Source organism: Methylocaldum sp. GT1BB, assembly GCF_051027545.1.
Lineage (GTDB): Bacteria > Pseudomonadota > Gammaproteobacteria > Methylococcales > Methylococcaceae > Methylocaldum.
This window is the reverse complement of the sequence record NZ_CP194902.1, coordinates 2056987-2082861: the sequence shown is the minus strand read 5'-3', so window position 1 is coordinate 2082861 and position 25875 is coordinate 2056987. Positions and strand designations below refer to the sequence as shown.

The 25875-nt window shown below is 56.8% G+C and carries 25 protein-coding genes and 1 tRNA gene; 17 read left to right on the top strand and 9 right to left on the bottom strand.

Annotation, left to right across the window (positions count from 1 at the left end; all coding sequences use genetic code 11):
• Positions 1 to 151: 151 nt before the first annotated feature.
• Complete coding sequence (fdhF, locus tag ACR2TX_RS10655; RefSeq protein WP_077730326.1) at positions 152 to 2929, bottom strand: formate dehydrogenase subunit alpha; 2778 nt, start codon at positions 2927 to 2929, stop codon at positions 152 to 154.
• Positions 2930 to 2956: 27 nt separating this feature from the next.
• Complete coding sequence (locus tag ACR2TX_RS10650) at positions 2957 to 4654, bottom strand: NAD(P)H-dependent oxidoreductase subunit E (protein WP_077730409.1); 1698 nt, start codon at positions 4652 to 4654, stop codon at positions 2957 to 2959.
• Positions 4655 to 4856: 202 nt separating this feature from the next.
• On the opposite strand from ACR2TX_RS10650, the gene ACR2TX_RS10645 reads away from it, so the two are divergent.
• From ACR2TX_RS10645 to ACR2TX_RS10635, 3 genes are read left to right on the top strand one after another with little or no spacing between them, the layout of a single operon-like run.
• Positions 4857 to 5762: a LysR family transcriptional regulator gene (locus ACR2TX_RS10645; protein ID WP_077730325.1), complete on the top strand. Its 906-nt coding sequence runs from the start codon at positions 4857 to 4859 to the stop codon at positions 5760 to 5762.
• Positions 5762 to 6691, top strand: coding sequence for a quinoprotein relay system zinc metallohydrolase 2 (locus ACR2TX_RS10640; RefSeq protein WP_156879664.1), 930 nt, complete (start codon positions 5762 to 5764; stop codon positions 6689 to 6691). Before ACR2TX_RS10645 ends, ACR2TX_RS10640 begins: the two co-directional genes overlap by 1 nt.
• Before the next feature lie 31 nt (positions 6692 to 6722).
• Positions 6723 to 7541 (top strand): quinoprotein dehydrogenase-associated SoxYZ-like carrier, encoded by an 819-nt coding sequence (locus tag ACR2TX_RS10635; protein WP_086134247.1) that lies wholly within the window; start codon positions 6723 to 6725, stop codon positions 7539 to 7541.
• Positions 7542 to 7604: 63 nt separating this feature from the next.
• Here the strand turns inward: ACR2TX_RS10635 and glgX are convergent, their stop codons facing one another.
• Complete coding sequence (gene glgX, locus ACR2TX_RS10630; RefSeq protein WP_280858750.1) at positions 7605 to 9701, bottom strand: glycogen debranching protein GlgX; 2097 nt, start codon at positions 9699 to 9701, stop codon at positions 7605 to 7607.
• 356 nt (positions 9702 to 10057) lie between these two features.
• Between glgX and ACR2TX_RS10625 the strand changes: the two genes are divergently transcribed.
• From ACR2TX_RS10625 to tadA, 7 genes are all read left to right on the top strand, one after another.
• On the top strand, positions 10058 to 10288 hold the full coding sequence (locus ACR2TX_RS10625) for a hypothetical protein (RefSeq protein ID WP_139841078.1): 231 nt from the start codon (positions 10058 to 10060) through the stop codon (positions 10286 to 10288).
• Between the two features lie 294 nt (positions 10289 to 10582).
• Positions 10583 to 11362: a bacterial ammonia monooxygenase, subunit AmoC gene (gene amoC, locus ACR2TX_RS10620; RefSeq protein ID WP_077730321.1), complete on the top strand. Its 780-nt coding sequence runs from the start codon at positions 10583 to 10585 to the stop codon at positions 11360 to 11362.
• Between the two features lie 709 nt (positions 11363 to 12071).
• Positions 12072 to 14219, top strand: a complete 2148-nt coding sequence (locus tag ACR2TX_RS10615) for a YgiQ family radical SAM protein (RefSeq protein WP_077730320.1) — start codon at positions 12072 to 12074, stop codon at positions 14217 to 14219.
• Between the two features lie 31 nt (positions 14220 to 14250).
• Positions 14251 to 15252, top strand: a complete 1002-nt coding sequence (locus ACR2TX_RS10610) for a hypothetical protein (RefSeq protein ID WP_077730319.1) — start codon at positions 14251 to 14253, stop codon at positions 15250 to 15252.
• Positions 15253 to 15359: 107 nt separating this feature from the next.
• Entirely contained in the window at positions 15360 to 16823 is a 1464-nt protein-coding gene (gene guaB / locus ACR2TX_RS10605; RefSeq protein ID WP_077730318.1) for an IMP dehydrogenase, read from the top strand.
• A 20-nt stretch (positions 16824 to 16843) separates the two neighbouring features.
• Positions 16844 to 18421, top strand: coding sequence for a glutamine-hydrolyzing GMP synthase (guaA, locus tag ACR2TX_RS10600; protein WP_077730317.1), 1578 nt, complete (start codon positions 16844 to 16846; stop codon positions 18419 to 18421).
• A 10-nt stretch (positions 18422 to 18431) separates the two neighbouring features.
• Positions 18432 to 18884 carry a tRNA adenosine(34) deaminase TadA gene (gene tadA / locus ACR2TX_RS10595; protein ID WP_077730316.1) on the top strand — a complete coding sequence of 151 codons (453 nt, stop codon included), beginning with the start codon at positions 18432 to 18434 and terminating at the stop codon, positions 18882 to 18884.
• On the opposite strand, the gene mltF is transcribed toward tadA, so the two are convergent.
• Positions 18881 to 20428 carry a membrane-bound lytic murein transglycosylase MltF gene (gene mltF / locus ACR2TX_RS10590; RefSeq protein WP_168175408.1) on the bottom strand — a complete coding sequence of 516 codons (1548 nt, stop codon included), beginning with the start codon at positions 20426 to 20428 and terminating at the stop codon, positions 18881 to 18883. The genes tadA and mltF overlap by 4 nt on opposite strands.
• Positions 20429 to 20483: 55 nt before the next feature.
• Between mltF and ACR2TX_RS10585 the strand changes: the two genes are divergently transcribed.
• Positions 20484 to 20576 (top strand) — tRNA-Ser (locus tag ACR2TX_RS10585).
• A gap of 67 nt (positions 20577 to 20643) precedes the next feature.
• Here ACR2TX_RS10585 and ACR2TX_RS10580 read toward each other — a convergent pair.
• Positions 20644 to 20910, bottom strand: a complete 267-nt coding sequence (locus ACR2TX_RS10580) for a helix-turn-helix transcriptional regulator (protein WP_139841076.1) — start codon at positions 20908 to 20910, stop codon at positions 20644 to 20646.
• Positions 20911 to 21322: 412 nt separating this feature from the next.
• Positions 21323 to 21451: a hypothetical protein gene (locus ACR2TX_RS10575; protein WP_276205391.1), complete on the bottom strand. Its 129-nt coding sequence runs from the start codon at positions 21449 to 21451 to the stop codon at positions 21323 to 21325.
• Positions 21452 to 21604: 153 nt separating this feature from the next.
• Between ACR2TX_RS10575 and ACR2TX_RS10570 the strand changes: the two genes are divergently transcribed.
• Together ACR2TX_RS10570 and ACR2TX_RS10565 are read left to right on the top strand one after the other, a co-directional pair.
• Positions 21605 to 21895, top strand: coding sequence for a nucleotidyltransferase family protein (locus ACR2TX_RS10570; protein WP_077730313.1), 291 nt, complete (start codon positions 21605 to 21607; stop codon positions 21893 to 21895).
• Complete coding sequence (locus ACR2TX_RS10565) at positions 21892 to 22251, top strand: HepT-like ribonuclease domain-containing protein (RefSeq protein ID WP_077730312.1); 360 nt, start codon at positions 21892 to 21894, stop codon at positions 22249 to 22251. Before ACR2TX_RS10570 ends, ACR2TX_RS10565 begins: the two co-directional genes overlap by 4 nt.
• Before the next feature lie 159 nt (positions 22252 to 22410).
• On the opposite strand, the gene ACR2TX_RS10560 is transcribed toward ACR2TX_RS10565, so the two are convergent.
• The gene (locus tag ACR2TX_RS10560) at positions 22411 to 22920 is read right to left on the bottom strand and encodes a GNAT family N-acetyltransferase (protein ID WP_156879668.1); all 510 of its coding nucleotides are present in this window, start codon (positions 22918 to 22920) and stop codon (positions 22411 to 22413) included.
• Positions 22907 to 23200, bottom strand: a complete 294-nt coding sequence (locus tag ACR2TX_RS10555; protein ID WP_434132099.1) for a DUF1778 domain-containing protein — start codon at positions 23198 to 23200, stop codon at positions 22907 to 22909. The genes ACR2TX_RS10560 and ACR2TX_RS10555 overlap by 14 nt, the downstream gene beginning before the upstream one ends.
• Before the next feature lie 256 nt (positions 23201 to 23456).
• Here ACR2TX_RS10555 and ssb point away from each other — a divergent pair, with 256 nt between their 5' ends.
• From ssb to ACR2TX_RS10535, 4 genes are read left to right on the top strand one after another with little or no spacing between them, the layout of a single operon-like run.
• Complete coding sequence (gene ssb / locus ACR2TX_RS10550; protein ID WP_434132097.1) at positions 23457 to 23864, top strand: single-stranded DNA-binding protein; 408 nt, start codon at positions 23457 to 23459, stop codon at positions 23862 to 23864.
• Between the two features lie 11 nt (positions 23865 to 23875).
• Positions 23876 to 24658 (top strand): PH domain-containing protein, encoded by a 783-nt coding sequence (locus tag ACR2TX_RS10545; protein WP_156879671.1) that lies wholly within the window; start codon positions 23876 to 23878, stop codon positions 24656 to 24658.
• Positions 24658 to 25173 (top strand): hypothetical protein, encoded by a 516-nt coding sequence (locus ACR2TX_RS10540; protein WP_434132096.1) that lies wholly within the window; start codon positions 24658 to 24660, stop codon positions 25171 to 25173. The genes ACR2TX_RS10545 and ACR2TX_RS10540 overlap by 1 nt, the downstream gene beginning before the upstream one ends.
• Positions 25151 to 25591: a hypothetical protein gene (locus tag ACR2TX_RS10535; RefSeq protein WP_434132095.1), complete on the top strand. Its 441-nt coding sequence runs from the start codon at positions 25151 to 25153 to the stop codon at positions 25589 to 25591. Before ACR2TX_RS10540 ends, ACR2TX_RS10535 begins: the two co-directional genes overlap by 23 nt.
• Before the next feature lie 28 nt (positions 25592 to 25619).
• Here the strand turns inward: ACR2TX_RS10535 and ACR2TX_RS10530 are convergent, their stop codons facing one another.
• Positions 25620 to 25874: a hypothetical protein gene (locus tag ACR2TX_RS10530; protein ID WP_434132094.1), complete on the bottom strand. Its 255-nt coding sequence runs from the start codon at positions 25872 to 25874 to the stop codon at positions 25620 to 25622.
• Position 25875: the final 1 nt, after the last annotated feature.

The window sequence follows — 25875 nt, the reverse complement described above, 5'->3', positions numbered from 1 at the left end:
GCGTAAGTTGAAGTATTTCGGATTAAAAGTCAATAATGCAAGAACTGCTGCGAAGCCCGGCACAGCACGGTTAGACGGGTTTTTTGGGCAACACGCAAGAAAGCCCTGACGACAAATCCGCCGTCAGGGCTGCCCTAGATCAATCTATCGATTAACTGATCCGTTCGGACAACTTGCCGCCGGGTGTAACTTTGACGGCGCAGAACTTGAATTCAGGTATTTTACCGTAGGGATCCAACGCCTCGTTGGTGATCAGATTGGCCGAGGCTTCGTTGTAACAGAAGGCCATGAATAAGCTTCCCGGCTGCAACCCAGTATCGACCCTCGCATAGGCGGAGATCTTGCCGCGCCTCGATTCGATGGTAATCAATTCGCCTGGCTTGCCGCCCAAGGCTTCCAAGTCGAGCGGATGAATCGAGACAACCGGATCGGGCTCGATCGCATCCAGAACGCTCGCATGCCGGGTCATACTGCCGGTATGCCAGTGCTCGAGCTGCCGGCCGGTAATGAAGACAAACGGATAGTCATTGTCGGGCAGTTCGTTCGCGCGGCTGAATACCGCAGGAACGAACAATCCCTTGCCGCCCTTGCGCGGAAACTCATCCACAAAAATGACCGGTTCACCGGGATCACCCTCTTGCTCGCACGGGTAGATGACGGAGTCGTCCCGCTCCAGCCGGTCCCAGGTAATACCGGCGATGCTGCCCATCGCCTGGCGCATTTCGTTGAACACATCCTTAGGGCCGGAGTAATTCCAGTCCAACCCCATACGCCGCGCGATTTCCTGAATGATCCACCAGTCCTGTCGAGCGTCGCCCGGCGGGTCGATGGCTTGCCGTCCCAACTGAACACGGCGATCCGTATTGGTAAAGGTCCCGGTCTTTTCTGGGAAAGCCGAGGCCGGCAGAATCACGTCGGCGAAGCCGGCCGTTTCGGTCAGGAAGATGTCCTGCACCACGCAGTGCTCCAGCATCGCCAAGGCTTCGCGGGCGTGGTTCTGATTGGGATCGGACATGGCCGGGTTTTCACCCTCGATATAGAGACCGTTCAGCTTGCCATCATGGATGGCATGGATGATTTCGACCACGGTAAGGCCTGGCTTGGGGTCGAGTTGAGTACTCCACAGCTTTTCGAACTTTGCGCGGACTTCGGCATCGCCGACCGGCTGATAATCCGGATAGACCATGGGGATAAGCCCCACATCGGACGCACCCTGCACGTTGTTTTGTCCGCGCAGCGGATGCAAACCGGTGCCCGGACGGCCGATCTGGCCGGTCATCAGAGCGAGAGAGATCAAGCAACGGGCATTGTCGGTACCGTGGACGTGCTGGGACACCCCCATTCCCCAGAGGATCATCGCCGCCTTGGACTTGGCATAAAGACGAGCCACCTCCTTGATGGTTTCCGCTGGGATGCCGCACACGGGAGCCATCAGGTCAGGATTGTAGTCCTTCAGGTGCTCTCTCAGCTGTTCGAAGCCTTCGGTGTGCTTTCGGATGTATTCCTCGTTGTATAGGCCTTCCGCAACGATGGTATGCATGATCGCGTTGAGCAAGGCCACGTCGGTATCCGGACGGAACTGCAGCGAATAGGTCGCGAAGCGACAAATTTCCGTGCGGATCGGATCCATCACGATGAGCTTGGTGCCGTTCCGCACCGCATTCTTGAACCACGTGGCCGCAACCGGGTGATTGACCGTGGGATTGGACCCGATGAGGACGATGACCTCGGCCTTCGCGACATCTTCCACCGGATTCGATACCGCGCCGGAACCGATGCACTCCAGCAAAGCCGCAACCGACGAGGCATGACACAAGCGGGTGCAATGATCGACGTTATTGGTGCCGAAGCCGGTACGCACCAGTTTCTGGAACAAATAAGCCTCTTCGTTGCTGCCTTTGGCCGAGCCAAAGCCGGCCAAAGCTTGGGGGCCCTTCTCGTCACGAATCTTGCGGAGTCCGGAAGCGGCGAAATCCAGTGCTTCCTCCCAGGTCGCCTCACGGAAGACCTGCTCGATGTCCTTAGGATCGAGCAGTTCCGTGGTCTTCGCCACGCCTTCCTTGCGGATCAGAGGCTTGGTCAGGCGCAAGGGATTGTGGACGTAATCGAAACCGAACCGACCCTTGACGCAGAGACGGCTGTGATTGGTATCGCCGTCGCGTCCATCGACGTAAAGGATCTTGTTGTCCTTGACGTTGAAGGTCAGAAGACACCCGACGCCGCAGTAAGGGCAGGTGGAATCGATCTTCTTGTCGGGTTCGACCAGGCCGACATTCTTGGACGGCATCAAGGCACCGGTCGGGCACGCCTGCACGCATTCACCGCAGGCCACGCAGGTACTCTCGCCCATCGGGTCGTCCTGATCGAAAACGATCTTGGAGTGATGCCCGCGGAACGCGTAGCCGATCACGTCATTCATCTGCTCTTCGCGGCAGGCCCGCACGCAACGCGTGCACTGGATGCAGGCGTCCAGATTCACGGCGATGGCGGGGTGCGAAAAATCGGGAGCCGGCTGCCCTCGACCGGGGAATCGAGGGTTCCCGACCTCCATCTTGTCTGCCCAGAAATCCAGCTCGGAATGAGGGTTATAAGGCGATTTGCCTTGCTCCGGCATATCGGAGAGCAGAAGCTCCAGCACCAGCTTTTGAGAAGTGCGAGCCCTCTCGCTCGTGCTCGATACATCCATCCCTTCCTGCGGATAACGGCAACAGGACGGCGCCAGGACACGTTCGCCCTTGATCTCCACCACGCAGGCGCGACAATTGCCGTCCGGCCGGTAGCCGTCTTTGTAACACAGATGCGGGATCTCCTTACCCTGCCGCTTGGCCGCCTGAAGGATAGTTTCGCCTTCGAAAGCCTGAATGTCTTCGCCGTCGAGCTTGAATCCGACGGTCTTCGCTGTCTTTAAATCTTTGGGATTGGCAACCATATCTCGTTCCTACGGATTTCAGCTCGCTTACTTTTCAAGCTCTTGGGGGAAATACTTGAACACGCACTGCAAGGGATTTGCCGCCGCCTGACCAAGGCCGCAGATGGATGCATCGGTCATCACCTTGGAGATGTCGTCCAGCAAGGGCTTGTCCCATTGGTCCTTTTGCATGAGCCTGACCGCCTTGCCGGTACCGACCCGGCAAGGCGTGCATTGACCGCACGATTCTTCCTCGAAAAACTTCATGGCGTTGATCGCCATCGCCTTGGCGCTGTCCTGGTTGGACAGGATGACGACGGCAGCGGAGCCGATAAAACAGCCGTACTGATTCAAGGTGTCGAAATCCAGCGGAATATCGCCCATGGATGCCGGCAGAATTCCGCCGGAAGCGCCGCCGGGGAAGTAGCCGTAGAACTCGTGTCCCGGCAGCATGCCGCCGCAGTATTCGTCGATCAGCTCGCGCACGGTGATACCGGCGGGGGCCAGATGAACCCCCGGTTTCTGCACGCGCCCGCTGACCGAGAACGAACGCAATCCTTTACGGCCGTGCCGCCCGAACGAAGAGAACCACTCGGGTCCCTTCTCCAGAATGTCGCGCACCCAGAACACCGTCTCCATGTTGTGCTCCAGCGTGGGACGGCCGAACAAACCGACTTCGGCAACGAAGGGAGGACGGAGCCGCGGCATGCCGCGCTTGCCCTCGATGGATTCGATCATTGCCGACTCCTCGCCACAGATGTAGGCGCCGGCCCCCCGCCGTAGATGAATCGGCGGAATCAGGTGTGTTGCGGAAGGCGGATTGCTCTGCAGCTTGGCCAGTTCTTCGGTAAGAATCTTGCGGCAGGCGGCATACTCGTCGCGAAGATAGATATAGATCTCGCTGATGTCGACCGCCCACGCGGCGATCAGCATACCTTCGAGAAAACGGTGAGGATCGCTTTCCAGGTAATGGCGATCCTTGAAAGTGCCCGGCTCGCCCTCGTCGATGTTCACTGCCATGAGCCTCGGCCCCGGATAGCTACTGACGATCCGCCACTTGCGTCCCGCCGGAAAACCGGCGCCGCCAAGACCGCGCAAACCGGAATGCTCCATGGCATTAATCGCCCACTCGCGGTTGCGCTTGCCTTCGATGCATGCCTTCAGGGTTTGGTATCCGCCCTGAGCGATATACTGGGAATAATCGATGTAAGCCGGGACCTCGGCTTCGACCGCCCTGCTGACAACCGCCTGCTGTACTGTTTCTTCGTTGGCATTATCGATCGGATTTTGCCCCACCACGGCAACCGGCGCATGCTGGCAACGTCCGACGCATGGTGCCGGAATCACGCGGACCCCTTCTCCCAGCCCTTTTTGAAGTGCTTCCAGCAACGGCTTGGCGCCGGCCATTTCACAGGAAACCGACTCGCAAACGCGCACCGTCAAGGGCGGCGGAGGCGTCTCGTTCTCTTTGACCACATCGAAATGATGGTAGAAGGTAGCGACCTCATACACCTCGGCTGGAGAAAGCTTCATCTCATGGGCCAAGGCAACGACATGTTTTGCGGAAATATACTTGTAGGCATCCTGAATCTTATGCAGATGCTCGATCAGCAAATCCCGGCGACGCGGCGCTTCGCCGAGCAAGGCACGAATCTCCTCCAAGGCCTTGAGGTCGATCGGGCGCCCCTTGGGCGCCATCCTCTTATTTTTCTTGACTTTCTTAAAAGCAACCGGAGCTGTGGTCATACGGTGCATACCTTTAATATAGTGCTTCGGAAACAGCCGTTCTCGGGCCCAGCGCCCTCAACATCGGCAGAAACAACGCGTTCTAGCGGGTAGTCGAATCGGTGTACGCGACTGTAGCGGATGGGTCCATCAAATTCAAATCGATATTCATGAATTTTCCATTACTTTTCATGATGTTACGCATATTTATGCAGAATCATGTATGAACTTGCAGTCTCTCCTGACCTTTGCGATCGTGGCAAAGCTGAAAAGCATCACTCGAGCCGCTGAACAGCTGAATCTAGGCCAACCGGCCGTCTCCGGGCAGCTGAAGTTACTTCAGGATGCCGTCGGAGAACCGCTGTACGAGCGAGTCGGCCATCAAATCGTTTTGACACCGGCAGGCCAAGGTCTACTCGAATACGCCGAACGCATGGAACGCGACTATCGCGAGGCGAAGGACTACATCCGCCGCTTACAGCAGGTCAACGTCGGAACCTTGCGCATCGGCTCGACGATGACCATCGCCAGCTATTACCTACCCGAATACGTCGTGAGACTCCAAACCGACTACCCCGGCGTGCATGTGTATATCAATACCGGCAATACCCAAGAAATCGTGCAAAATCTTCCGGAGTTGGATTTGGCTTTCATCGAAGGCCCGGTCGCGACCGAGCAGTTATCCGCGCCATTCCGCATGCTGCCGTGGAAAGAGGACGAAATCGTGCTGATCGTCCCCCAGAATCATGAAATCGCGGAAATTTATCCGGAGGCCGTTCCTCTCGATGTTTTTACCCGCTACCAAATCATCTGGCGCGAACCGGGATCGGGTGCGAGGCAAGTCGTCGAAACCGCGTTGGCCGAAGCGCATATTACGGCGCCGGTCAATATCGAGGTGATGGGCGTCGCGGGCGTGAAAGAGTCTGTCCGGGCCGGACTCGGTATCGGTTTTGCCTCCATTCAGGCCATGCGCCATGAAAATAACAGCTTGGTATCACGGCGGATCAACCCGCCCGATGGCCTCCGCTGGCAGTTGAACATCATCGCGCCCGAAGCGAAAATGCGGTCGCGGGCCAGCCGCGCTTTGCTCGATCTATTGATCGCCAACGAAAAAGACACAAGACCTTAATGAAAGTTCCAGTCATTGCGCTCATCCTGTCGCTCACCGCGCTAAACGCCCCCGCCCAGACCGACATCCCCAAACTCTCGCTTCAGCAGGTCGCGCCGGGCATTTACGTTCACCAGGGCGTCCACGAACTGCCGGATAGCCACAACCGCGGCGAGATCGCCAATATCGGCTTCATAGTCGGCCAGCGTTGCGTGGCGGTGATTGATACCGGGGGCAGCCCGGAGCAAGGCCATGCCTTGAGAAGCGCCATCGAATCCATCACCACGATTCCGATCTGCTACGTCATCAACACCCACGTCCATCCGGATCACATCTACGGCAATATCGCATTCAAACAGCCCGGCGTCAGTTTCATCGGCCATCACAAGCTTGCCGAAGCCATGGCCATGCGCGCGCCCTTTTATCAAGAAAAGGCCGAGCGCGATCTCGGCTTCAGTTTAAAGATCGAGAACTTCGTGCCGCCCGATCATTCGGTTCGGGACACGCTCGTGCTAGAGCTCGGCGCCAGAACGCTGCTTTTGAGGGCACACAAGACATCCCACACCGACAACGATCTCAGCATTTACGATGCTCAAACCAAGACCCTTTGGCTTGCCGATCTCCTGTTCATGGGGCATTTACCCGTGGTTGACGGAAGCCTCAATGGCTGGCTCGCGACGATCGAGCAACTCAAAACGATCGATGCCAAGCTGGCGATACCGGGACACGGCCCGGTTTCGGCCGATTGGCCTGAGGCGCTGGAGCCCGAGGAGCGCTACCTCAGGACTTTGCAGTCCGAGATCAGAGCGTTCATCAAAGATGGCAAAACCATGGAGGATGCCATGGAGAACGTCGGTTTATCGGCCCGCGATGACTGGCAACTGTTCGACGAGTTCCATAAGAGGAATATTTCCACTGCATTCGCCGAACTGGAGTGGGAAGACGACTAAATCCCCGAACACTTACCCGGAGAGTAACTCAATGAAACAATTGATAGCGTTAAACAAAGGCCTATGGTTAGCCTTGGCCTACTTACTAGCAGTAACCGGCTCCGCGTTCGCCGCCGGCGAGGAAGAAGCGGCCTGGAACGGCGGACTCAGACAAAAATTTTTCGGCGACCGCGCAATCGAAGAGGGCAACCAAATCATCGAATTGACCGCCCCTTATCGCGCAGAAGATCCGGCCTTGGTACCGATCCAGATCAACAGCAAGATTCCGCAGACCAAGGATCGATACATCAAGACCGTGACCTTGATCATCGACAACAACCCGGTTCCATTCTCCGCCAACTTCCACTTCACACCGGACAGCGGAAAAGCCGACCTGGCCATGCGGGTACGCGTCAACGCCTACACCCATATTCGCGCCATCGCCGAGACCAATGACGGCAAGCTCCATATGAACAAAGTGTTCGTCAAAGCGAGCGGCGGCTGCTCGGCCCCCATAGGCACCGATCTTGAGGCAGCCATGGCACGCATGGGCAAGATGAAGTTCAAGCTGGACAATGAAAAAGCAGCCTTGCAACAGCCGAATTTGGCTCAACTGCTCATCAGTCATCCGAACATCACCGGCCTGCAGATGGATCAATTGACCCGGATGATCAAGCCGGCTCACTTCGTGGAAGAACTAAAAGTCAGCTTCAACGACAAACCGGTTCTCACGGCACAGACCGATATCGCCATCAGCGCCGACCCGAATTTCCGCTTCTATTTCGTGCCGGAAACGGCCGGAGAGTTGAAAGCCGAAATTCGAGACAATAAAGGAAATCAGTTTTCGGCCACTCAAACGGTAACGCCGTGAATGTTTCGTACATGTCTTAGAAACGCAAGACGGCCGGGACAGCCGGCCGTTTTCATTTTCAGACTAGCGATTACGCTCCGCAAGCAACACGATCATACTGCGCTCCTCGATCCGAATGGATGAGTTTCCGCCGAACGGGATGCCGTCGCCCGGCCGGCAAATATCGAAAGGCGGCGCGGCACTGGTATCGATCACCCTAAGCCAAGCCGAATCGTGCGGCAGATCCGGCAGTACGAAGTTTGTCGCATAGGTCAGCGGATTGAAGAGCAGACAAAGGTCTTGCCCTCCTTCTTTTTCCGCATAAATCCGACATCCCACCGCGCTCTCCGAATGCCAGTCGGGAACCTGCCCGGACGGATTGAACCAGCTCACGTCTTCTGGCCTATAGAACCTTTCCGACGACAGAACCGGGTGACGCGCGCGAAAGGCAATCATATTCCGCACGAATTCGAAGAATTCTTGATTCCGCGCCAGCAACCTCCAGTCGTACCAGGAAATCTCGTTGTCCTGGCAATAAGCGTTGTTGTTGCCTAGTTGAGTGCGACAGAACTCATCTCCGCCCAAAATCATCGGCACCCCGCGGGAAACGAAAAGCGTGGCGATGAAGTTCTTCATCTGCCTGAGCCGAATTCGATTGATGATCGGATCGTCGGTCGGACCTTCCACGCCGTAGTTGGCGCTGTGATTATCGTTCGAACCGTCCCGATTCTCTTCGCCATTGGCCAGATTGTGTTTGTACTCGTAGCTCACCAGATCGTTCAGCGTAAACCCGTCGTGACAGGTCACGAAGTTGATGCTGTTAACCGTCGCCTTCCCGCTATGCTCGTAAAGATCGGCGCTGCCGCATAATCGGCTGGCAAAAGCTCCGGCCGTGCCGAGATCGCCGCGCCAGTAGCGCCGCACGTCGTCACGATATTGGCCGTTCCACTCCGACCAGCGCTCTCCGGGAAAACGTCCGACCAAGTAGGCGCCGCCCGCATCCCAAGCCTCGGCGATCAGCTTTACGTCGCGCAGAATCGGGTCCTCGGCAATCTGCTCCAAGAGCGGCGCGTTGGCCACCAGATGGCCGTTGCGGTCTCGCCCCAAAATAGAGGCCAGATCGAAGCGGAAACCGTCCACGTGCATTTCCACGACCCAATACCGCAGACAGTCGAGAATGTAGTTGCGAACCACGGGATGGTTGCAGTTCATGGTATTGCCGCAACCGGAGAAATTCTTGTAGCGACTTTTATCGTCTTCCAGCAAGTAATAAATGCTGTTGTCCAGACCGCGGAAGTTGAGCGTCGGTCCGGTTTCATCGCCTTCCGCCGTGTGGTTGAACACAACATCGAGCAGCACCTCGATTCCGGCTTTGTGCAGGGCTTTGACCATCGTCTTGAATTCGTCGACCTGACAGCCGGGATACAGACGACTGCCATACCCCTCGAAAGGCGCGAAAAAAGCGATAGTGTTGTAGCCCCAGTAATTGCGGAGCCTCTCTCGGGTCAGAGGATTAACCGCGGTAACCTCATTAGGATTGAACTCCTGCAAAGGCATTAGCTCAACGGCCGTGATCCCGATCCGTTTGAAGTACGAAATTTTTTCGATAAGACCAAGATAACTGCCCGGCGACCTGACGCCGGACGATGGGTGCACCGTCAAACCGCGTACATGCGTTTCGTAAATCACCAGGCTAGACCATGGATGATAAAGTGGTCGATCGTCCTCCCAGTCAAAGCCGTTGCCGGTAACAAGATTTTTGGCGGCCACCGGGTTTTCTCGCTCGGAATCAGCGAGCGCAGTTGGTTTGGCATGAGGAGAAAAACCGGCAAAATTCCACTGTAGCGGCGTGGCAAGCGCCGTCGCGTATGGATCCAGCAGCATTTTCGTCGAATCGAAACGATGTCCTTGTTCAGGTGCAAAAGGCCCATCGACGCGAAAGGCGTAAACTAGATTCCTTCCTGCCCCCAGGACACAGATATGCCACATGTCGCCGGTCTTATGATGTTGCGAATCGAGCTCGATGACTTGAAACGGCTTGCTGGCATGCACATCTTCGAACAAAAGCAACCAAACGCGGGTCGCATGCCGACTAAACAGGGAGAAATTCACCCCGCCTTTGTGCAAATGAACTCCATGCGGAATAGGAGATCCCGCCGAATAGGAATAACGGGGCTTCATAGAGGGAATAACTGTGGTCGCATGATTGACGGATTTCATAAAACACGGATCGACGGTCTTGCGGTGGACTTGCATCAGTACCAATAGCTGCGCCGGTACTACCGCCTCGCCGATCAAGCGCCTCCCTTCTCATGGCTGGCTTATGAATGAGCCACAAACAATCCGCTTTACATTAGGCCGATCTTATCATCCTGATCACGGAACGAAAAACCCGCCCACTTCCGCATAATGGACAAACCGAATACGCAAAGTACACGAGTCGAGCCCGTCGCCACGCTGGCAGATCACCTCTTTTAGCTTGTTTTTCAAACGGTACTTGGATTTACGAACTTGCGGAAGATGGCGACGGCACCGTATTGACCATCACTGAACGAGAAAACATCCATAGCCCGCTGGCTCGATTCTTCGAACGCTTCGTGATCAGCTACTACGGTGTCATGGACGTCTATCTGATTGCCGCTGGTGATAAAGCTGGGCGACCCAGCCAGACCCCGCAACATCTCAGCGTAAAAATCGACGATCCGAGCCTGTCAGCCCGATCCGATCGGCACCAAATCCTGCCATCAACTTCGTCGAAAAATAATTGACACATCCTAGTTGACATCACCTATAAGCCGAGCATAAAGTATTGACTCGATACCATTGGCTGCGGTTGGGCGTTCCGACAAACCTGCCGTACGCCGAAAAGTATCGGGATAGGCCCTGTATTTAGGGTTTCGAAGGGCTTCTCCGTATTTTCAACGCAGAAGCCGCACAGTTAAAAATTTCTTCCTACGGATCGGAATTTTTTTGTGCAGCTTTACTCTAAATCGGGGTCAGAGATGTCACGTACGTACTCTGGCATTCATTGGTAATTAACAACAAGCAATGGAGGTAAAACTATGGCTGCTACAACAGCAGGTGGCGTGGAAGCAAAAGAGCAACCCTTACTTAACGTAAAGTGGCTGACTTTTGCGTTCATGCTGTACACGGTCTTTTATTTTTGGGTTCGGTGGTATGAAGGGGTCTACGGCTGGTCCGCCGGTCTGGATTCGTTCGCACCGGAATTCGAGACGTACTGGATGAACTTCCTGTACACCGAAATCGTACTGGAAGTGGTCACCGCCTCGATTCTGTGGGGCTACCTGTGGAAGACCCGTGACCGCAACCTGGCGGCACTGGCGCCGCGGGAAGAACTGCGCCGGAACATGACGCACCTGATTTGGCTGTTTGCGTATGCATGGGCCATTTACTGGGGTGCGAGCTACTTCACCGAGCAGGACGGCACCTGGCACCAGACGATTGTTCGCGACACCGACTTCACGCCGTCGCACATCATCGAGTTCTACCTGAGCTATCCGATCTACATCATCACGGGTGGTGGCGCGTTCCTGTATGCGCATACCCGCCTGCCGTACTTCTCGACGTCGAAAGGCTTGTCGCTGGCGTACCTGATTCTGTGGACCGGTCCGTTCATGATTCTGCCGAACGTCGGCTTGAACGAATGGGGTCACACCTTCTGGTTTATGGAAGAGTTGTTCGTAGCGCCCTTGCACTACGGCTTCGTGATCTTCGGCTGGCTGGCATTGGCCATCATGGGCGTGTTGCTGCAGGTGTTTGCGAGCATCTCGAACCTGATCGGCAAAGACCTCTGCCCGGATATACCACCGGCACAACGCTAACGGCGTCTTAGCTTAGTTTTCTAAGCACTGTTTGCGTCTACAGCCACTGCCTGGAGCCACGCTCTCAGGCAGTGGCTTTTTAATGCGTGAAGGAAATAAGCATTGATTACGTATTCTTAACAATTTATTTGCTTATATTAAATTCGCTTGCTAGGATTTTCTTGAGCACGCATTCAGTAGGCGTTTTGCGGATCTCTACTTTACCGCCACTCTACCGATCGATGCCGCATGGTACACTGCCCCCGCTTGCTGGATGCCATCTATCTATGAGCAAATTGCAAAATACATCTAAGCGTCTTCTTCGAGTCGTCGTCGGTGGACGTTGGGGTGTGTTTGCTTGGAGCCTATCCGGAGCAAGCGCGCTAGCCGTTGTTCTTTGGGGGCTCAAAGCCGTCGCTATTCCTTTATTGATGCTTAAAACGGCATCATGGGGCATCTGGGGACTGGGCGTTATCCGCGAATCCAAGGCACGCGCGCCATTAAGACCTTAGCCTCTCCCTTAGAAACCATTCGATTTTCGTTACAGGCTTCGCCCATCTTTCGTTCTTGGATTTTTGTGAACGAAAAGCCGGCCGATCGGCTTTTTAGCGCCTAAGGCGGGATTTTCGCGTTAGAATCCCCAGTTAAATTCTCAGGTACTGTACGGGGAGTCGTGCTCTCGATTCTCTCCTGTTCGATTCCTTTCATTTGTCTTCTTCGCTAGTTCGCGATGAACATTACTCCCGATCTTTTTTCTTACCGAAAATACTGGGCCAAGCGCTTCGGAACAGCACCGCAACTCCCCATGAGCCGCGGCGACATGGACGCCTTGGGCTGGGACTCGTGCGACATCATTATTGTAACGGGCGATGCTTACGTGGATCACCCAAGCTTCGGCATGGCGATCATCGGCCGGCTGCTGGAGGCTCAGGGCTTTCGAGTCGGCATTATCGCGCAGCCGGATTGGACATCCGCCGACGATTTTCGAGAACTCGGCAAGCCCAACCTGTTTTTCGGCGTCACCGGCGGCAACATGGATTCCATGGTCAATCGCTACACGTCGGACCGCCGCGTCCGTTCGAACGACGCTTACACACCCGACGGAGCCCCCGACAGACGCCCGGACCGTTGTGTCACTGTCTATTCGCAGCGGTGCCGAGAAGCCTTCAAGGATGTGCCGATCGTTCTGGGCGGGATCGAGGCGAGCCTCCGCCGGATCGCCCATTACGATTATTGGTCCGACACAGTGCGCCGCTCGGTTTTGCTCGATGCCAAGGGGGATCTTCTCGTATACGGCAATGGCGAACGCCAGGTGGTGGAGATCGCCCACAGGCTTGCAGCGGGAGAATCCATCGACCAATTGACCGATATTCGCGGAACCGTGTTCATCCGCAAACAGACACCCGCAGGATGGACCGAACTCGACTCCACATCCGTGGATGCGCCTGGAAATCAGGCTCCCAAACTGAATCCTTATCACGGGGAATCACCCGGATGTACGAAGGAAACTTCCGGCAGTAAGTCCGAAGCGCTGATCCGCCTGACCAAACGCCGAACTTCCGGCGATCGATTGGTCATCCGCCTGCCGGCATATGAAGCGGTCAAAGCCGATCCCGTCCTCTATGCTCACGCCTCGCGCGTTTTGCACCAGGAGACCAATCCCGGTAACGCTCGGGCGCTCGTGCAGCGACACGGGGACCGCGACGTCTGGATCAACCCGCCGCCCATTCCGCTCGGCACCAAGGAGATGGACGGCGTCTACGGCCTGCCCTATTCGCGCCTTCCCCACAAGTCTTACGGAACCGGCAAGATTCCCGCGTTCGAGATGATCCAGCATTCGGTGACCATCATGCGCGGCTGTTTCGGCGGCTGCACCTTCTGCTCGATCACGGAACACGAAGGGCGCATTATTCAAAGCCGTTCGGAAGACTCGATCATCCGGGAAATAGAGACCATTCGCGATACCTCGCCGGCCTTTACCGGAGTCATCTCCGATATTGGCGGACCGACCGCGAACATGTACCGGCTCGCCTGCAAGGACAAGGCGATCGAAGCTGCCTGCCGCCGGCCGTCTTGCGTATACCCCGGCATCTGTAAAAACCTGAATACCGACCACACGGCGCTAATCCGGCTTTACCGCCGCGCCCGCGCACTGCCGGGCATCAAGAAGATCTTGATTGCCTCGGGATTGCGATATGACCTCGCCGTGACTTCGCCTGAATATGTCAAAGAACTCGCAGCCCATCATGTCGGCGGTTATTTGAAGATCGCGCCGGAGCACACCGAACCGGGCCCCTTGTCCAAGATGCTGAAACCGGGCATCGGCACTTACGACCGGTTCAAGGCCTTGTTCGACAAATACTCGAAGGAGGCCGGAAAGGAGCAATACTTGATCCCCTACTTCATCGCCGCCCATCCGGGTACCACCGACGAAGACATGCTGAATCTCGCACTTTGGCTCAAGCGCAATGGATTTCGGGCCGATCAGGTTCAGGCCTTCCTCCCCTCCCCCATGGCCACCGCAACCGCCATGTATCATTCCGGAAAGAACCCGCTGCACCGCGTCACACGCACCAGCGAAACGGTGTTTGTTCCCAAGAATCTTAAGCAAAGGCGCCTGCACAAGGCTTTCCTCCGATACCACGACCCCAACAACTGGCCGATGCTCCGGGAAGCCCTGAAACGCATGGGACGCGCAGACCTGATCGGAAACGGCAAGCATCATCTGGTACCGACATGGCAGCCCGAAGGCACCGGAAATCAACACGAAGGCACTCGAATCGCCCGCAAGGCGCTGCCGTTCCGAACCCAGCACACCGGCCTGCCGACGACCAAGACAAAGACACCGCGCAAATCGAGACGGATGAGCAAATCTTAACGAATCACCGATACAACTGGACTTTTACTTTATGGAAAAACAACCCCGTTTTTCCTTAAGATTCGAACTACTTGACCTGCCCGAGAAAACTCAAAAATCAAAAACCACCTTGGAGGAAGAGATGCCGGACCTCAATTTGCTGGCCGCGACGCGGACCATTGAAAAATCAATGCCGTTCGTCCTTTATCGACTGCTGGCATGCTTAGCGATAGCGTTTGCCTATGTCTTTATGACGGCGGCCGGTGCCGGTACCGCTATCGGTCTGGGTTCCTTGAGCCAGAATCCAACCGCATTCGCTTCGGCCGGGGCCGTCGCCGGATTCATCGGATGCGCGTTTTTAATGTATAAGCTTCGCGCAACCTTTCTTTATCACATCAAGGCGGGAAATCTGGCTTTGTTGGCCGAGCAGTCCAAGGGACAATCCATTCCGGAAGGCAAAGCCCAGATCGATTATGCGAAACAGCTCGTAGCACGGCGCTTTCCCAGCGCTTCCGGATTGATGGAACTGGATCTCTCCGTTAAGGAAACCCTGCAAAAACTTCCGGAAACCTATTTAGGTCCCGCTCTAGACAAGATGAACAATCCGAGACTCTCCCAAGCGTTAACCTGGATCGCGGGTCGGATTTTTTCCGCCAACGATCTAGCGATTTTGGCTTGGCTTTTCTTCACGAATACGGCCGATCCTTGGCGCTCGGCTCGAAATGCGCTGGCGGCTCACATTCAGCACTTTTCGGCACTGTTCAAGAACCGTCTTTACTTGAGCCTTTTTGAGCTCTTGGGCTTTGCAGTCGCTTTTGCGGTACTTTTGATCCCGATCAAGAACATCGCCGGCGCGCTACCCGTATCCGTCGGCCTGTGGCAATACGTGTTTACCGCCGCGTTCGCCTGGACTCTGAAAGCCGCATTTTTTGAGCCCATAGCACAGGCTGCCATGGCACAGACCGTTTTCGCGTTGATTGGACAGGGAATCGATCCCGATTCGGAAATGGAGCTCAACCGAAGAGCCCCTGTGTTTTCGCAACACTCACATTAGAACCACACCGCAAGGTATTCGAGCTCCATCTTCAAACCTAGACCTGATATTGCAACATATAGATATCTACAATAGAATCTGTAAATTTTAGTTGGCGGGAGCAAACCATGCATGTCGTTCAAGAAGCGCTCACATTCGACGATGTCCTCCTTATTCCTGCTCACTCGGCCGTACTGCCGCGCGACGTCAGCTTAAAAACCCAACTTACCCGCAATATCAGCCTCAATATTCCTCTGCTATCCGCGGCCATGGACACGGTAACCGAATCCCGCCTGGCCATTACCATGGCCCAAGAGGGCGGAATCGGCATCATCCATAAGAACATGACGGTCGACCGTCAAGCCTATGAGGTTCAAAGCGTCAAGAAGTACGAAAGCGGGGTAATCAAAGAGCCGATCACGGTTTCTCCGAATACCACTATTCGCGAAGTCATGGAATTGACCCGCTCGAGAAGAATTTCCGGCGTGCCCGTTGTGGACGGTGAAAATCTCGTGGGCATCGTCACCAGCCGCGACCTGCGGTTCGAAACCCGCTACGACGAGCCGGTCACCAAGGCCATGACGCCAAAGGAAAAGCTGGTCACGGTGCAGGAAGGCGCCAGCAAGGAGGAAGCCATCCACCTCCTCCATAAACACCGGATCGAAAAAGTGCTGGTCGTTAACAACAACTTTCAGCTTCGGGGACTGATTACTGTCAAAGATATCCAAAAGGCCAAAGACTATCCGCAGGCGTGTAAAGACGAGCAGGAGCGCCTTCGTGTTGGCGCCGCCGTCGGCACCGGTCCCGGCACCGAAGAGCGAGTAGCCGCGCTGGTCGAAGCCGGCGTCGACGTCATAGTAGTCGACACGGCTCACGGACACTCCCAAGGCGTTTTGGACCGCGTGCGCTGGGTCAAGCAGAACTTCAAGCAAGTGCAGGTGATCGGCGGAAACATCGCCACCGGCGAAGCGGCAAGAGATTTGGTCAAGGCGGGAGCGGATGCGGTAAAAGTAGGCATCGGCCCCGGTTCCATCTGCACCACCCGCATCGTGGCCGGCGTAGGCATCCCGCAGGTAACGGCCGTGGCCAATGTCGCGGAAGCGCTCAAGGGATCCGGGATTCCTCTCATTGCTGACGGCGGTATCCGTTATTCCGGCGATGTAGCCAAGGCATTGGCCGCGGGCGCCTACTCGATCATGATCGGTGGACTGTTCGCCGGCACCGAAGAAGCCCCCGGCGAAGTGGAGCTGTACCAGGGGCGGTCATATAAATCCTATCGAGGAATGGGCTCGTTAGGCGCCATGGCCCAGCAGCAGGGTTCGAGCGATCGCTACTTCCAGGAAAGCACCGATGCCGAAAAGCTCGTCCCCGAGGGCATCGAAGGCCGTGTCCCCTATAAAGGCAGCCTGATCGCCATCATTCACCAACTGATCGGGGGCGTACGTTCGGCCATGGGCTACACGGGTTGCGACACCATCGAAGCCATGCGCAACAATGCCCGCTTCGTTCGAGTCACTACCGCCGGGGTTCGGGAAAGCCACGTACACGACGTGACGATTACCAAGGAAGCACCCAATTACTGGCTCGATTAGAAAGGCAAACGTACCTGTCCATGGCATTAAATATCCATTCCCAAAAAGTTTTAATTCTCGATTTCGGATCGCAATACACACAATTGATCGCACGCCGCATCCGGGAGATCGGCGTGTATTGCGAGATTCATCCGTACGATTGCAGCGAGCAATTCATTCGCGAGTATCAGCCTCAGGGCATCGTTCTCTCGGGAGGGCCGGAAACCGTCACACTGGCGGACACTCCCCGCGCCCCCGCCATGGTGTTCGATCTGGGCGTGCCGGTACTCGGCATCTGCTACGGCATGCAAACAATGGCCGAGCAGCTGGGCGGCCGAGTGGAAGCCTGCACCCACCGCGAGTTCGGTTATGCGCAGATTCGCGCCCACGGCCACTCCCGCCTGTTATACGACATCGAAGACCACACGACGCCGGAAGGTTACGGTCTGCTCGATGTTTGGATGAGCCATGGCGATCAGGTAACGGCATTACCGGCCGGCTTCAAACTTATCGCCTCTACCGAAAGCGCCCCCATTGCGGGCATGGCCGACGACGCACGCGGCTACTACGGCCTCCAGTTTCATCCGGAAGTGACCCATACCCGGCAGGGGAAGCGCATCCTCGAACGTTTTCTGCTGGATATTTGCGGCTGCGAAGCCCTATGGACGCCGCGTAATATCATCGAGGACAGTTTGCAGAACATTCGCGCCAAAGTAGGGAGCGACCGGGTGGTTCTCGGGCTTTCCGGCGGCGTGGACTCCTCGGTTGTCGCGGCACTCCTGCACAAAGCCATCGGCGATCGCCTCACCTGCGTATTCGTCGATACCGGACTCCTGCGCCTCGACGAAGGCGACCAAGTCATGACCACCTTTGCTCAGCATATGGGCGTCCAAGTCATTCGGGTTGATGCCGAGGACAGATTCCTGCAAGGGCTCGAAGGCGTCGACGATCCGGAACAAAAGCGAAAAATTATTGGAAGACTGTTTGTCGAAATCTTCGACGAAGAGGCAGGCAAAATCACCGATGCCCGCTGGCTGGCACAGGGCACGATTTACCCGGACGTCATCGAATCCGCCGGCTCCAAGACCGGAAAAGCCCACGTCATCAAATCCCATCACAACGTAGGCGGCCTGCCGGAAAACATGAATCTCAAGCTGGTCGAACCGTTGCGGGAATTGTTCAAGGACGAGGTCCGACAGATCGGATTGGAACTCGGCCTGCCCTATGAAATGGTCTATCGCCACCCGTTTCCCGGCCCCGGCCTGGGTGTGCGCATTCTGGGTGAAGTCAAGAAGGACTATGCCGATTTGCTGCGCCGCGCCGATGCCATCTTTATCGAAGAGCTTCGCCGGCACGAACTGTATGACAAGGTCAGCCAGGCCTTCGCAGTATTTCTGCCGGTCAAATCGGTCGGCGTCATGGGCGACGGACGCCGCTACGATTTCGTCGTCGCGCTGCGCGCCGTTGAAACGATAGACTTTATGACCGCCCGCTGGGCGCATCTGCCTTACGACTTTCTCGATCTCGTCTCTCGCCGGATCATCAACGAAGTACCCGGTATATCAAGGGTAACCTACGACATCTCGGGCAAACCGCCGGCCACCATTGAGTGGGAATGATCCCCTGTCCATGGCTCCCAGCGACGAAGACTGGATGCGCCATGCCCTGGCGCTTGCCGAACAGGCTGGCGACATGGGCGAAGTGCCGGTGGGCGCAGTGCTGGTCAAGGACAATGCATTGATCGCCGAAGGCCGGAACTGCCCGATCGGCACGAACGATCCTACCGCTCACGCCGAGATCATGGCGCTTCGGGCGGCCGGCGCGAATCTTGGTAACTATCGGCTGGTCGATACCGTTCTTTATGTGACGCTGGAGCCTTGCGTGATGTGCATGGGCGCCATCATTCACGCCCGGGTGAAACGGATTGTGTTCGGCGCCCCGGATCCCACGCGAGGCGCCGTTTGCAGCGCGTTGCAGCTAGCCGATACCGAGTTCCTCAATCATAAGGTCGCATATCAGGGCGGCGTCTTGAAGGAGGAGTGCGGCACCCTCCTCAAGCGCTTTTTTCAGGAACGACGCTAAACGCCCTCGGCCCGGGACTTTTCCGGTCCCATCGCCATCTTGCCGGTTGCATTTTCCTCGGTGAGCCAAACCAGCAGATCGTAGTACCGGCGTATGCTGTTCACATAATGAACGGCCACGGCGCCACGCGCTTTACCGTACTTGGTTTTGCGATACCAATTCGGTTTCCCGAGCAGAGGCAACACTTTCTTGATTTCGATCCATTTGTCGGGATCGCCACCGCGCCGCGCAACCAGATTCCGGGCATCCTCGATGTGGCCATAACCCAGGTTATAGGCCGCCAAGGCAAACCAGGTACGATCCGGGTCTTCGATCTGCGACGGAATGTTAGCCAAAGTCTGCCGAAGATAAGACGCGCCGCCCAAAATGCTTTGGACCGGATTAAATCGATCAGTTACTTTCAGCTCCTTGGCGGTGACGCCGGTCAACATCATCATGCCGCGCACACCTTCGGCGGAGACGGCCGTGCTGCGCCATTTCGATTCCTGATAAGCAATGGCCGCCAAAAGGCGCCAATCGATGTCATAACGTCTGCCCGCCTGCACGAACCATCGCTTGAATTTGGGCAGACGGGTCAAATAATCGCGACGTAGAGAACTGTCCAAAGCCACGTCGAATGCTTCCGCGTGGCCGTAATAACGATCGATCAACTGATCCAGTGTCTTGTTTTCCTTGATCTCCCGAAAAAACCGAACGGTCTCGTCATATAGGCTGGAATCTTCGGACATGGGCAAAGCCCAGGCTAGCTCCCGGGTTTTGCCGATATCGAAGGCGACTTGCAGCTTCGGATAATAGCGCCGCATGATCAGTGCTTGATCCGAATTGGCGACGGTGTAATCGACCAACCCTTCACTGACGAGAAACAGAAGTTCGTGAACGTCCTGATCGAAATTGATTTGCCAATTAAGGTCTCGATAGTTGCGCTTCAGCGCTTTGAGAGTGTTGACATGGCTGGTACCCGCCGAAACCTCCAACACGCCTCCGGCCAAATCGGCGATGCTGTTCGGGCGCGGACGACCGTCACTGTACAAGACTTGTTCGGTAAGAACGCGGTAAGGCGGTGCAAAGCGTAGTTTCTTTTTCCTTACCACATCGATAAGCAGCCCTGCTGCCGCTATATCCGCGCCTCCGTCATCAAGAGTCTGGATTGCCTGCTTAGCCGAATCCGACACTATAAATTTCACTTTGACATCGAGGCGCCTGGCGAATAGCTCGGCCAAGTCATGCTCCAGACCAACCGCTCCATTGACACTTTCATAGTAAGTGGAAGGCCCGTACCGGGTTACGACCCGCAGTTCACCGGATTGCTTGATCCGTTCCAACTGGGTTAAAGGCCGGGATGTTTCTTGAGTACACCCCGAGAAAGAAGCCGTGAAGAAGAGATAAGCGAGGAAACGGAAAACGTTGGATTGCTTTAATGCTGATTTTTTTTGTCGCCCCCTTATGAATTTGTTTTTATCGTCTACATTTTTCGCATGATCTAAACTTCGGCCCAAGGTGTCTTTCAGGTTTAGGCCGAAGGGCATGACTTCAGACAAATTCATGTCCCCCACCATTTAGTTCTCAACAAGAGTGTCGTATCATATCAGCCTTTTCCGGGGAGAGGTACCGAAGCGGTCATAACGGCGCCGACTCGAAATCGGATGGTCGGGGAAACCCGGCACGAGGGTTCGAATCCCTCCCTCTCCGCCAAATCAATAAGTTACGACTAGTTTCGTAGCCCACCGCAGTTCTCATCCCATCGCCGTAGTGCATGACGTTACACGCCTTGGGAGGCTCTCGAAGCTATCCATGCCTCCACTTCCGCCCGGTTCAGGCGCACGCAACGAGGCCCCAAACGGATCATTCTGGGGAATCGACACCCTAAATAGCCTCGAATCGCTTGCGGTACGTCTTCCTTGGACTTCTTTCCTTGTGCAATTTGCTGATCATAATCGCCGGCCTGAATCATTCTGTAGACCGTCGCGCGACTCACGGAGATGATCTTTGCGGCATCTGTAATGGTTACCAATGCTTTTTCGCTCATTATGACCCTCTCAAATTCGTCCAAACGATAATGGAAGTCAGACTTGATTGAACGCAGTTTCCTGATTTATGAAATTCAGCCTGCCTACATTGCACAGCGCTTCAAAAACAGTGGTGACGGGAAAGGTTGTCAAATTTGCGATCAACTTGCGCTTTCTTTAATGCAGCGTACCGGGACTCCTAAGGGGATGGGCATACATTCGAATCGTATCTGGGGCGCCAATTGAATTATTAATCAGCCCCGTAAATACCCTCCTGGTATTTCGGGCCGCCGCCCAGGTCGGTTACACGCCCGGCCTGGGCTCACGCGGCTTGTCGCCGCGCCGGGGCATCCCTGCCCCGGATTAACCCGGCCTATAAATATAGGCCGGGTTAATAACCCCTCGCGTCCACACTTAATTCGATGTGCCGGTTCACAGTTTGGCGATGGCTGCCGTGGGTAACCACAAGGTGAGCGGGGCATCGGGGAATCGTTCGAATTCGAAACGCTCATAATAGCGCCTGGCGTGCTCGTGCTTGGCATCGACCACAACGCCGACCATGCCGATTTCCTCCGAGAGACGGAGACACCGGGACAGCGCGTCGGCCAATAGCAGTTCGCCCGAGTCCCGCTTTGCTGTTCTCGAAAATCGTTCTTGAAATGCTATTATCGGTTTCTTACCGTCTCAACGAGTTGAGATAAGGAAAGGTGTCACATCCGACCATCCGTTGCGCTCAACCTCAAACGAAGCGCCATCCGCGAAGCGGCGAGCCGCTTCCGCGCGGCGAACCCGCGCGTCTTCGGCTCGGTACTGCACGGCACCGACCGGGACGGCAGCGACCTCGATCTGTTGGTGGATGCATTACCCGGCGCGACGTTGTTCGATCTGGGCGGTTTGCAGGACGAGCTGGAAGCGCTGCTCGGCGTCCATGTTGATCTCTTGACCCCGGCCGACCTGCCGCCGAAGGTCCGAGCCAAGGTGCTCGCGGAAGCCCAGCCGGTATGAGCGAGAGCCGCCTGCCCGACTACCTCGACCACATGCGGCAGGCCGCGACGGATGCGTGCAGCTTCGTCGAAGGCTTGAGTAAAGATGACTTTCTGGCGGACAAGCGCACCCAGCAGGCCGTCATCATGAGCCTCATCATCATCGGTGAAGCCGCTACGAAGGTAATGGACGGCTACGCCGAGGTGCCTTGGCGCAGCATGCGCGGCATGCGTAACCGCATCGCCCACGGCTACTTCGACATCAACCTCGACATGGTGTGGGACACGGTGCAAACGGCGCTGCCGGGGCTGCTGAAGCAACTATCCGCCGTGCGCCAGGATGCCGACGACGAAAACCGCTATGGGATCGAACCATGACGGACACCATGAACACATCCAGTATCGAGGCGTTGGCCAGCGCCTGGGCGCGGATCGCCAATGAGCACGGATGAGATCATGCCCTAACCCGCGGCGAAGATTGACAGGGTATAGGTCGATACTAACCCCTCGCGTCCACACTTAATTCGATGTGCCGGTTCACAGTTTGGCAATGGCTGCCGTGGGTAACCACAAGGTGAGCGGGGCATCGGGGAATCGTTCGAATTCGAAACGCTCATAATAGCGCCTGGCGTGCTCATGCTTGGCATCGACCACAACGCCGACCATGCCGATTTCCTCCGAGAGACGGAGACACCGGGACAGCGCGTCGGCCAATAGCAGTTCGCCCAAGCCCCGATTTTGATAGCGATGGTCGACCGCCAGCCGGGCCAAACGAGCTACTGGCAATGGGTAATTCGGAAAGCGGGATTGATACCGGGACGGCAACTGATCCTTGCGAATGCCCGATAGGGCCAGACTGTAATAACCGAGAATCGCAGCACCGTTGACGGCAACGTAGGTTCGGCTGACCTTGGTTTCGGCATGTTGACGCGCAAAGCGTTTGAGATAGCCGTCCAGTTCCGGGTCGCCGCAGGTAAAGCTTCGCCGATCATGATGGACGTGAAGCGCCTCGATCGCTTCCGGTAGAAAACCGTCACGAGGATTCACGTTCGGATTGCCATTCACGATGCCGTTGCATGGCGGCCGACAATTTCGGGCGGGGCTTGTCGGTATGGTCCAGAGCCGTAAAGAAAGCCTCCCAGTCACGCGTCGACAGCGTCATCAATTCCGCCTCGCTGAGAACTTGTTTGGCGCGCTCCTGCGCGGCGCCCAGTAGAAAGGCACTCACGGAAACGCCGGCCGTGGCTGCGGCGCGAACGATCAGTGCCTTGATTTCGGGCGAGGTCCTGAGGTCAATGCGCTCGTAGGGTGTGGTCGCAGTAGGCATGGCGGTTTCAATCATTGATACGGAAATTATACGGATCGAGTTTATATGACCTCGGAACTTCCAACAAGGTTCCGTACAGATGCCGTATTGGCACATATCGCTTTCAACCTCCTTCACGACCGCCTTGATACATTGAAACCGGCTCAAGAAGCGGAAACCGGTCACCGGCGAATGATCGGTTTTGGGTGGTCATCGGGCGAAAAATCGGGCATCTATGGCTCATTGCAAACAGCGGCATTTCTCAGGAGTCCAGGGCATGAGCAATCAGTTCTCCGGCGTCGGCAACCTCGGTCAGGCACCCGTGCTTCGCACCGTCCAAGTCGATGGCGAGGACCGGTCGGTGGCGGATCTGCGCGTCTACTTCGATCGCAGCGTTCCGCAAGACGATGGTTCCATCGAGGACGAGGGCGGATTCTGGCTCAGCGTCAGCGTGTGGGGAGCCCGTGCAGAATCGGCGGTCAAAGTGCTCCGCAAAGGCGCCCGGATTCAGGTCGATGGCCAGCTGCGGGAGGAATCCTGGGAGGACGCCGAGGGCGCCGAGCATCGCGAATTACGGCTGACGGCCAGTCGCATCGGCATCGACCCGGTATGCATCGAATCCGTCACGTATCGGCCGCGTGCCGGTGCGCCCACCGAGATGCCCAGTGATCCCGGCGAAGAGTAACGGGAATCCCGATGCGGATCGGCGACGCCATCTACAACCTCGACGGCCTGCCGTTCCGTTCATTCGGCCTCGCGACCCGCATGCGCGAATTGCTGTCGGGCGAATCGGGAAGGTGCTATGCGGTGGAAAGTTGTCCTGACGGCGGTTTCATTCTTCGGCGCGAGCCGGAGTTTCCGCGTGCCGAAGCCGTTTCGGCACGCCGATCAAACGAACCGACGGCGCAAGCCGCGCGTCCAGGCGGGTTGTTGCAGCGAACCGAGAGGCACTCGATGAAGGTGGGTTCGGAAAAAAGAGCCACACGAGTATTCCGACCCGCCGTGGTGCGAGCGAATGCCGCTTGGCTGCCGGTATTGGGCATCGGCGTGCTGCTGGCGTTTATGCCGCACCGCCTGCTGAGTTCCCTCCTGGCCTTATTGCCGATCGATCCTTCGGTGCTGAACACCGGGCTGACTTGGACGCTCAACGGCTTGACACTCATGGGTGGTTTCCTGTCCGGCGCCCTGCTCTTCTGGCTGTGGACCGAATGGCTGTCGGCCGCCTATGTGGTTTCCGAGACCGGGGTCGAAGCCCGCGAAGGCCTGGTTGCCCGCGATACCGTGGGCTTACGGTTTCAGGACATCCGCTCGATCACCCTCAGACAATCCTGGTTCGAGCGTCTGGTGAACATCGGCACCTTGGAATTGACTTCGGCGGGCACCGACGGCAGACCCGTGCGGTTCGTCGATATCGCGTGGCCGGGACGCGTGAAGGTCTTGATCCAAAATCGCATGAACCGCGTTGAAGGAGATGATTGATGAGGATTCGGCACATCGAATGGCTGTTCGCATTGGTTTCCCTGTCCAACGCGGCGATGGCCAATGCGGCGGTGGATGAGCGCGTGAACCTGCTGCCGACCGAACAGGAATTGGCCCGGCGCGACGCCTGTCCAGGGGGCGGCGTCTTGCGCTACGCCGGGGATCCGCCGTATGCCGGTTTGCCCTGGCACCTGATCGAGTCGGTCCCCGCGATCGGCCGACAACACGCCGTGCTCACCCGGAACGAGGCACCGTGGATCCGAAAGCTCAGCGGTCCCTCGCGTCCGGTACGCATTTTCGAACATGACGGGGTAAACGTTGTCCTGTTCGATCTGTGCAGGCCGCACCGCTGCGACGCCGAATCCCTGTACGGCGTCATTGTCTTGCCGTCCCAAGATTACGGGCTGGTTCTCAGTGAACAGGGCCGCTCGCGTCGGTTGGGATCGCATAGGCCGGTCACCGATGCGGCTCTGGCCTGCGCGAAATCGATCGATGAGCGTCGCCGGGAGCCGTGACGTGGGCGTAAACCGCCATCTTTGTCCGAAAGTCTGGCGCACGGCGTTGGTCACATTAGCGGTTATGTCAGGCATCGTTTTGGCGGCAGGGAACTATGCCGATTATCTGGGCCACCTGGCGAGGGTGGAGTCCGGAAACAACCCCGGTGCCCGCAATGATTACGGGTATTTGGGTCTCTACCAGATGGGCGAGCAGGCCTTGGCAGAAGCCGGCTATTACCGGCCCGACGGCACCGCGAGGAATGACTGGCGGGGAAGCTGGACCGGGAAGGACGGCGTCCGGAATACGGCCGATTTCCTGAGCCGCCCTTCGGTGCAGACTCAGGCGGTGACCGCCTACAGAGTGCCGCCCAGTGGTCGCAGATCAAGAACCTGGATCTCGACGGCTATCTGGGACAAACGGTCGGCGGCGTCCTGATCACACCGTCGGGCCTGCTCGCCGGCGCTCACCTGGTCGGCGTCGGCGGGCTGCGCCGCTTCCTGAGTTCGGGCGGAACCGGCTCGGTCCGGGATGGCAACGGAACATCGATCGCCACGTATCTTTCGGCTTTGGGCGGATTCGATGTCTCGGTGGTCACAGGCGTGTCCGGCGGACCATCCACCGGCTCGGCCACACCCGCACCGGGGGCTACGATCGGGATAACCCCGTCGACCCACGCACCGCTTTCGCCCTCGGCGGCATTCTCCAGCGGTTCCGGCATC

Bases quoted from the DNA above. Each gene is read 5' to 3' on its own strand.
- fdhF (WP_077730326.1), bottom strand. From the start codon at position 2,929: ATGGTTGCCAATCCCAAAGATTTAAAGACAGCGAAGACCGTCGGATTC.
- ACR2TX_RS10650 (WP_077730409.1), bottom strand. From the start codon at position 4,654: ATGACCACAGCTCCGGTTGCTTTTAAGAAAGTCAAGAAAAATAAGAGG.
- ACR2TX_RS10645 (WP_077730325.1), top strand. From the start codon at position 4,857: ATGAACTTGCAGTCTCTCCTGACCTTTGCGATCGTGGCAAAGCTGAAA.
- ACR2TX_RS10640 (WP_156879664.1), top strand. From the start codon at position 5,762: ATGAAAGTTCCAGTCATTGCGCTCATCCTGTCGCTCACCGCGCTAAAC.
- ACR2TX_RS10635 (WP_086134247.1), top strand. From the start codon at position 6,723: ATGAAACAATTGATAGCGTTAAACAAAGGCCTATGGTTAGCCTTGGCC.
- glgX (WP_280858750.1), bottom strand. From the start codon at position 9,701: ATGAAGCCCCGTTATTCCTATTCGGCGGGATCTCCTATTCCGCATGGA.
- amoC (WP_077730321.1), top strand. From the start codon at position 10,583: ATGGCTGCTACAACAGCAGGTGGCGTGGAAGCAAAAGAGCAACCCTTA.
- ACR2TX_RS10615 (WP_077730320.1), top strand. From the start codon at position 12,072: ATGAACATTACTCCCGATCTTTTTTCTTACCGAAAATACTGGGCCAAG.
- ACR2TX_RS10610 (WP_077730319.1), top strand. From the start codon at position 14,251: ATGGAAAAACAACCCCGTTTTTCCTTAAGATTCGAACTACTTGACCTG.
- guaB (WP_077730318.1), top strand. From the start codon at position 15,360: ATGCATGTCGTTCAAGAAGCGCTCACATTCGACGATGTCCTCCTTATT.
- guaA (WP_077730317.1), top strand. From the start codon at position 16,844: ATGGCATTAAATATCCATTCCCAAAAAGTTTTAATTCTCGATTTCGGA.
- tadA (WP_077730316.1), top strand. From the start codon at position 18,432: ATGGCTCCCAGCGACGAAGACTGGATGCGCCATGCCCTGGCGCTTGCC.
- mltF (WP_168175408.1), bottom strand. From the start codon at position 20,428: ATGAATTTGTCTGAAGTCATGCCCTTCGGCCTAAACCTGAAAGACACC.
- ACR2TX_RS10580 (WP_139841076.1), bottom strand. From the start codon at position 20,910: ATGAGCGAAAAAGCATTGGTAACCATTACAGATGCCGCAAAGATCATC.
- ACR2TX_RS10575 (WP_276205391.1), bottom strand. From the start codon at position 21,451: ATGGTCGGCGTTGTGGTCGATGCCAAGCACGAGCACGCCAGGCGCTAT.
- ACR2TX_RS10565 (WP_077730312.1), top strand. From the start codon at position 21,892: ATGAGCGAGAGCCGCCTGCCCGACTACCTCGACCACATGCGGCAGGCC.
- ACR2TX_RS10555 (WP_434132099.1), bottom strand. From the start codon at position 23,200: ATGCCTACTGCGACCACACCCTACGAGCGCATTGACCTCAGGACCTCG.
- ssb (WP_434132097.1), top strand. From the start codon at position 23,457: ATGAGCAATCAGTTCTCCGGCGTCGGCAACCTCGGTCAGGCACCCGTG.
- ACR2TX_RS10545 (WP_156879671.1), top strand. From the start codon at position 23,876: ATGCGGATCGGCGACGCCATCTACAACCTCGACGGCCTGCCGTTCCGT.
- ACR2TX_RS10540 (WP_434132096.1), top strand. From the start codon at position 24,658: ATGAGGATTCGGCACATCGAATGGCTGTTCGCATTGGTTTCCCTGTCC.
- ACR2TX_RS10535 (WP_434132095.1), top strand. From the start codon at position 25,151: ATGAGCGTCGCCGGGAGCCGTGACGTGGGCGTAAACCGCCATCTTTGT.
- ACR2TX_RS10530 (WP_434132094.1), bottom strand. From the start codon at position 25,874: ATGCCGGAACCGCTGGAGAATGCCGCCGAGGGCGAAAGCGGTGCGTGG.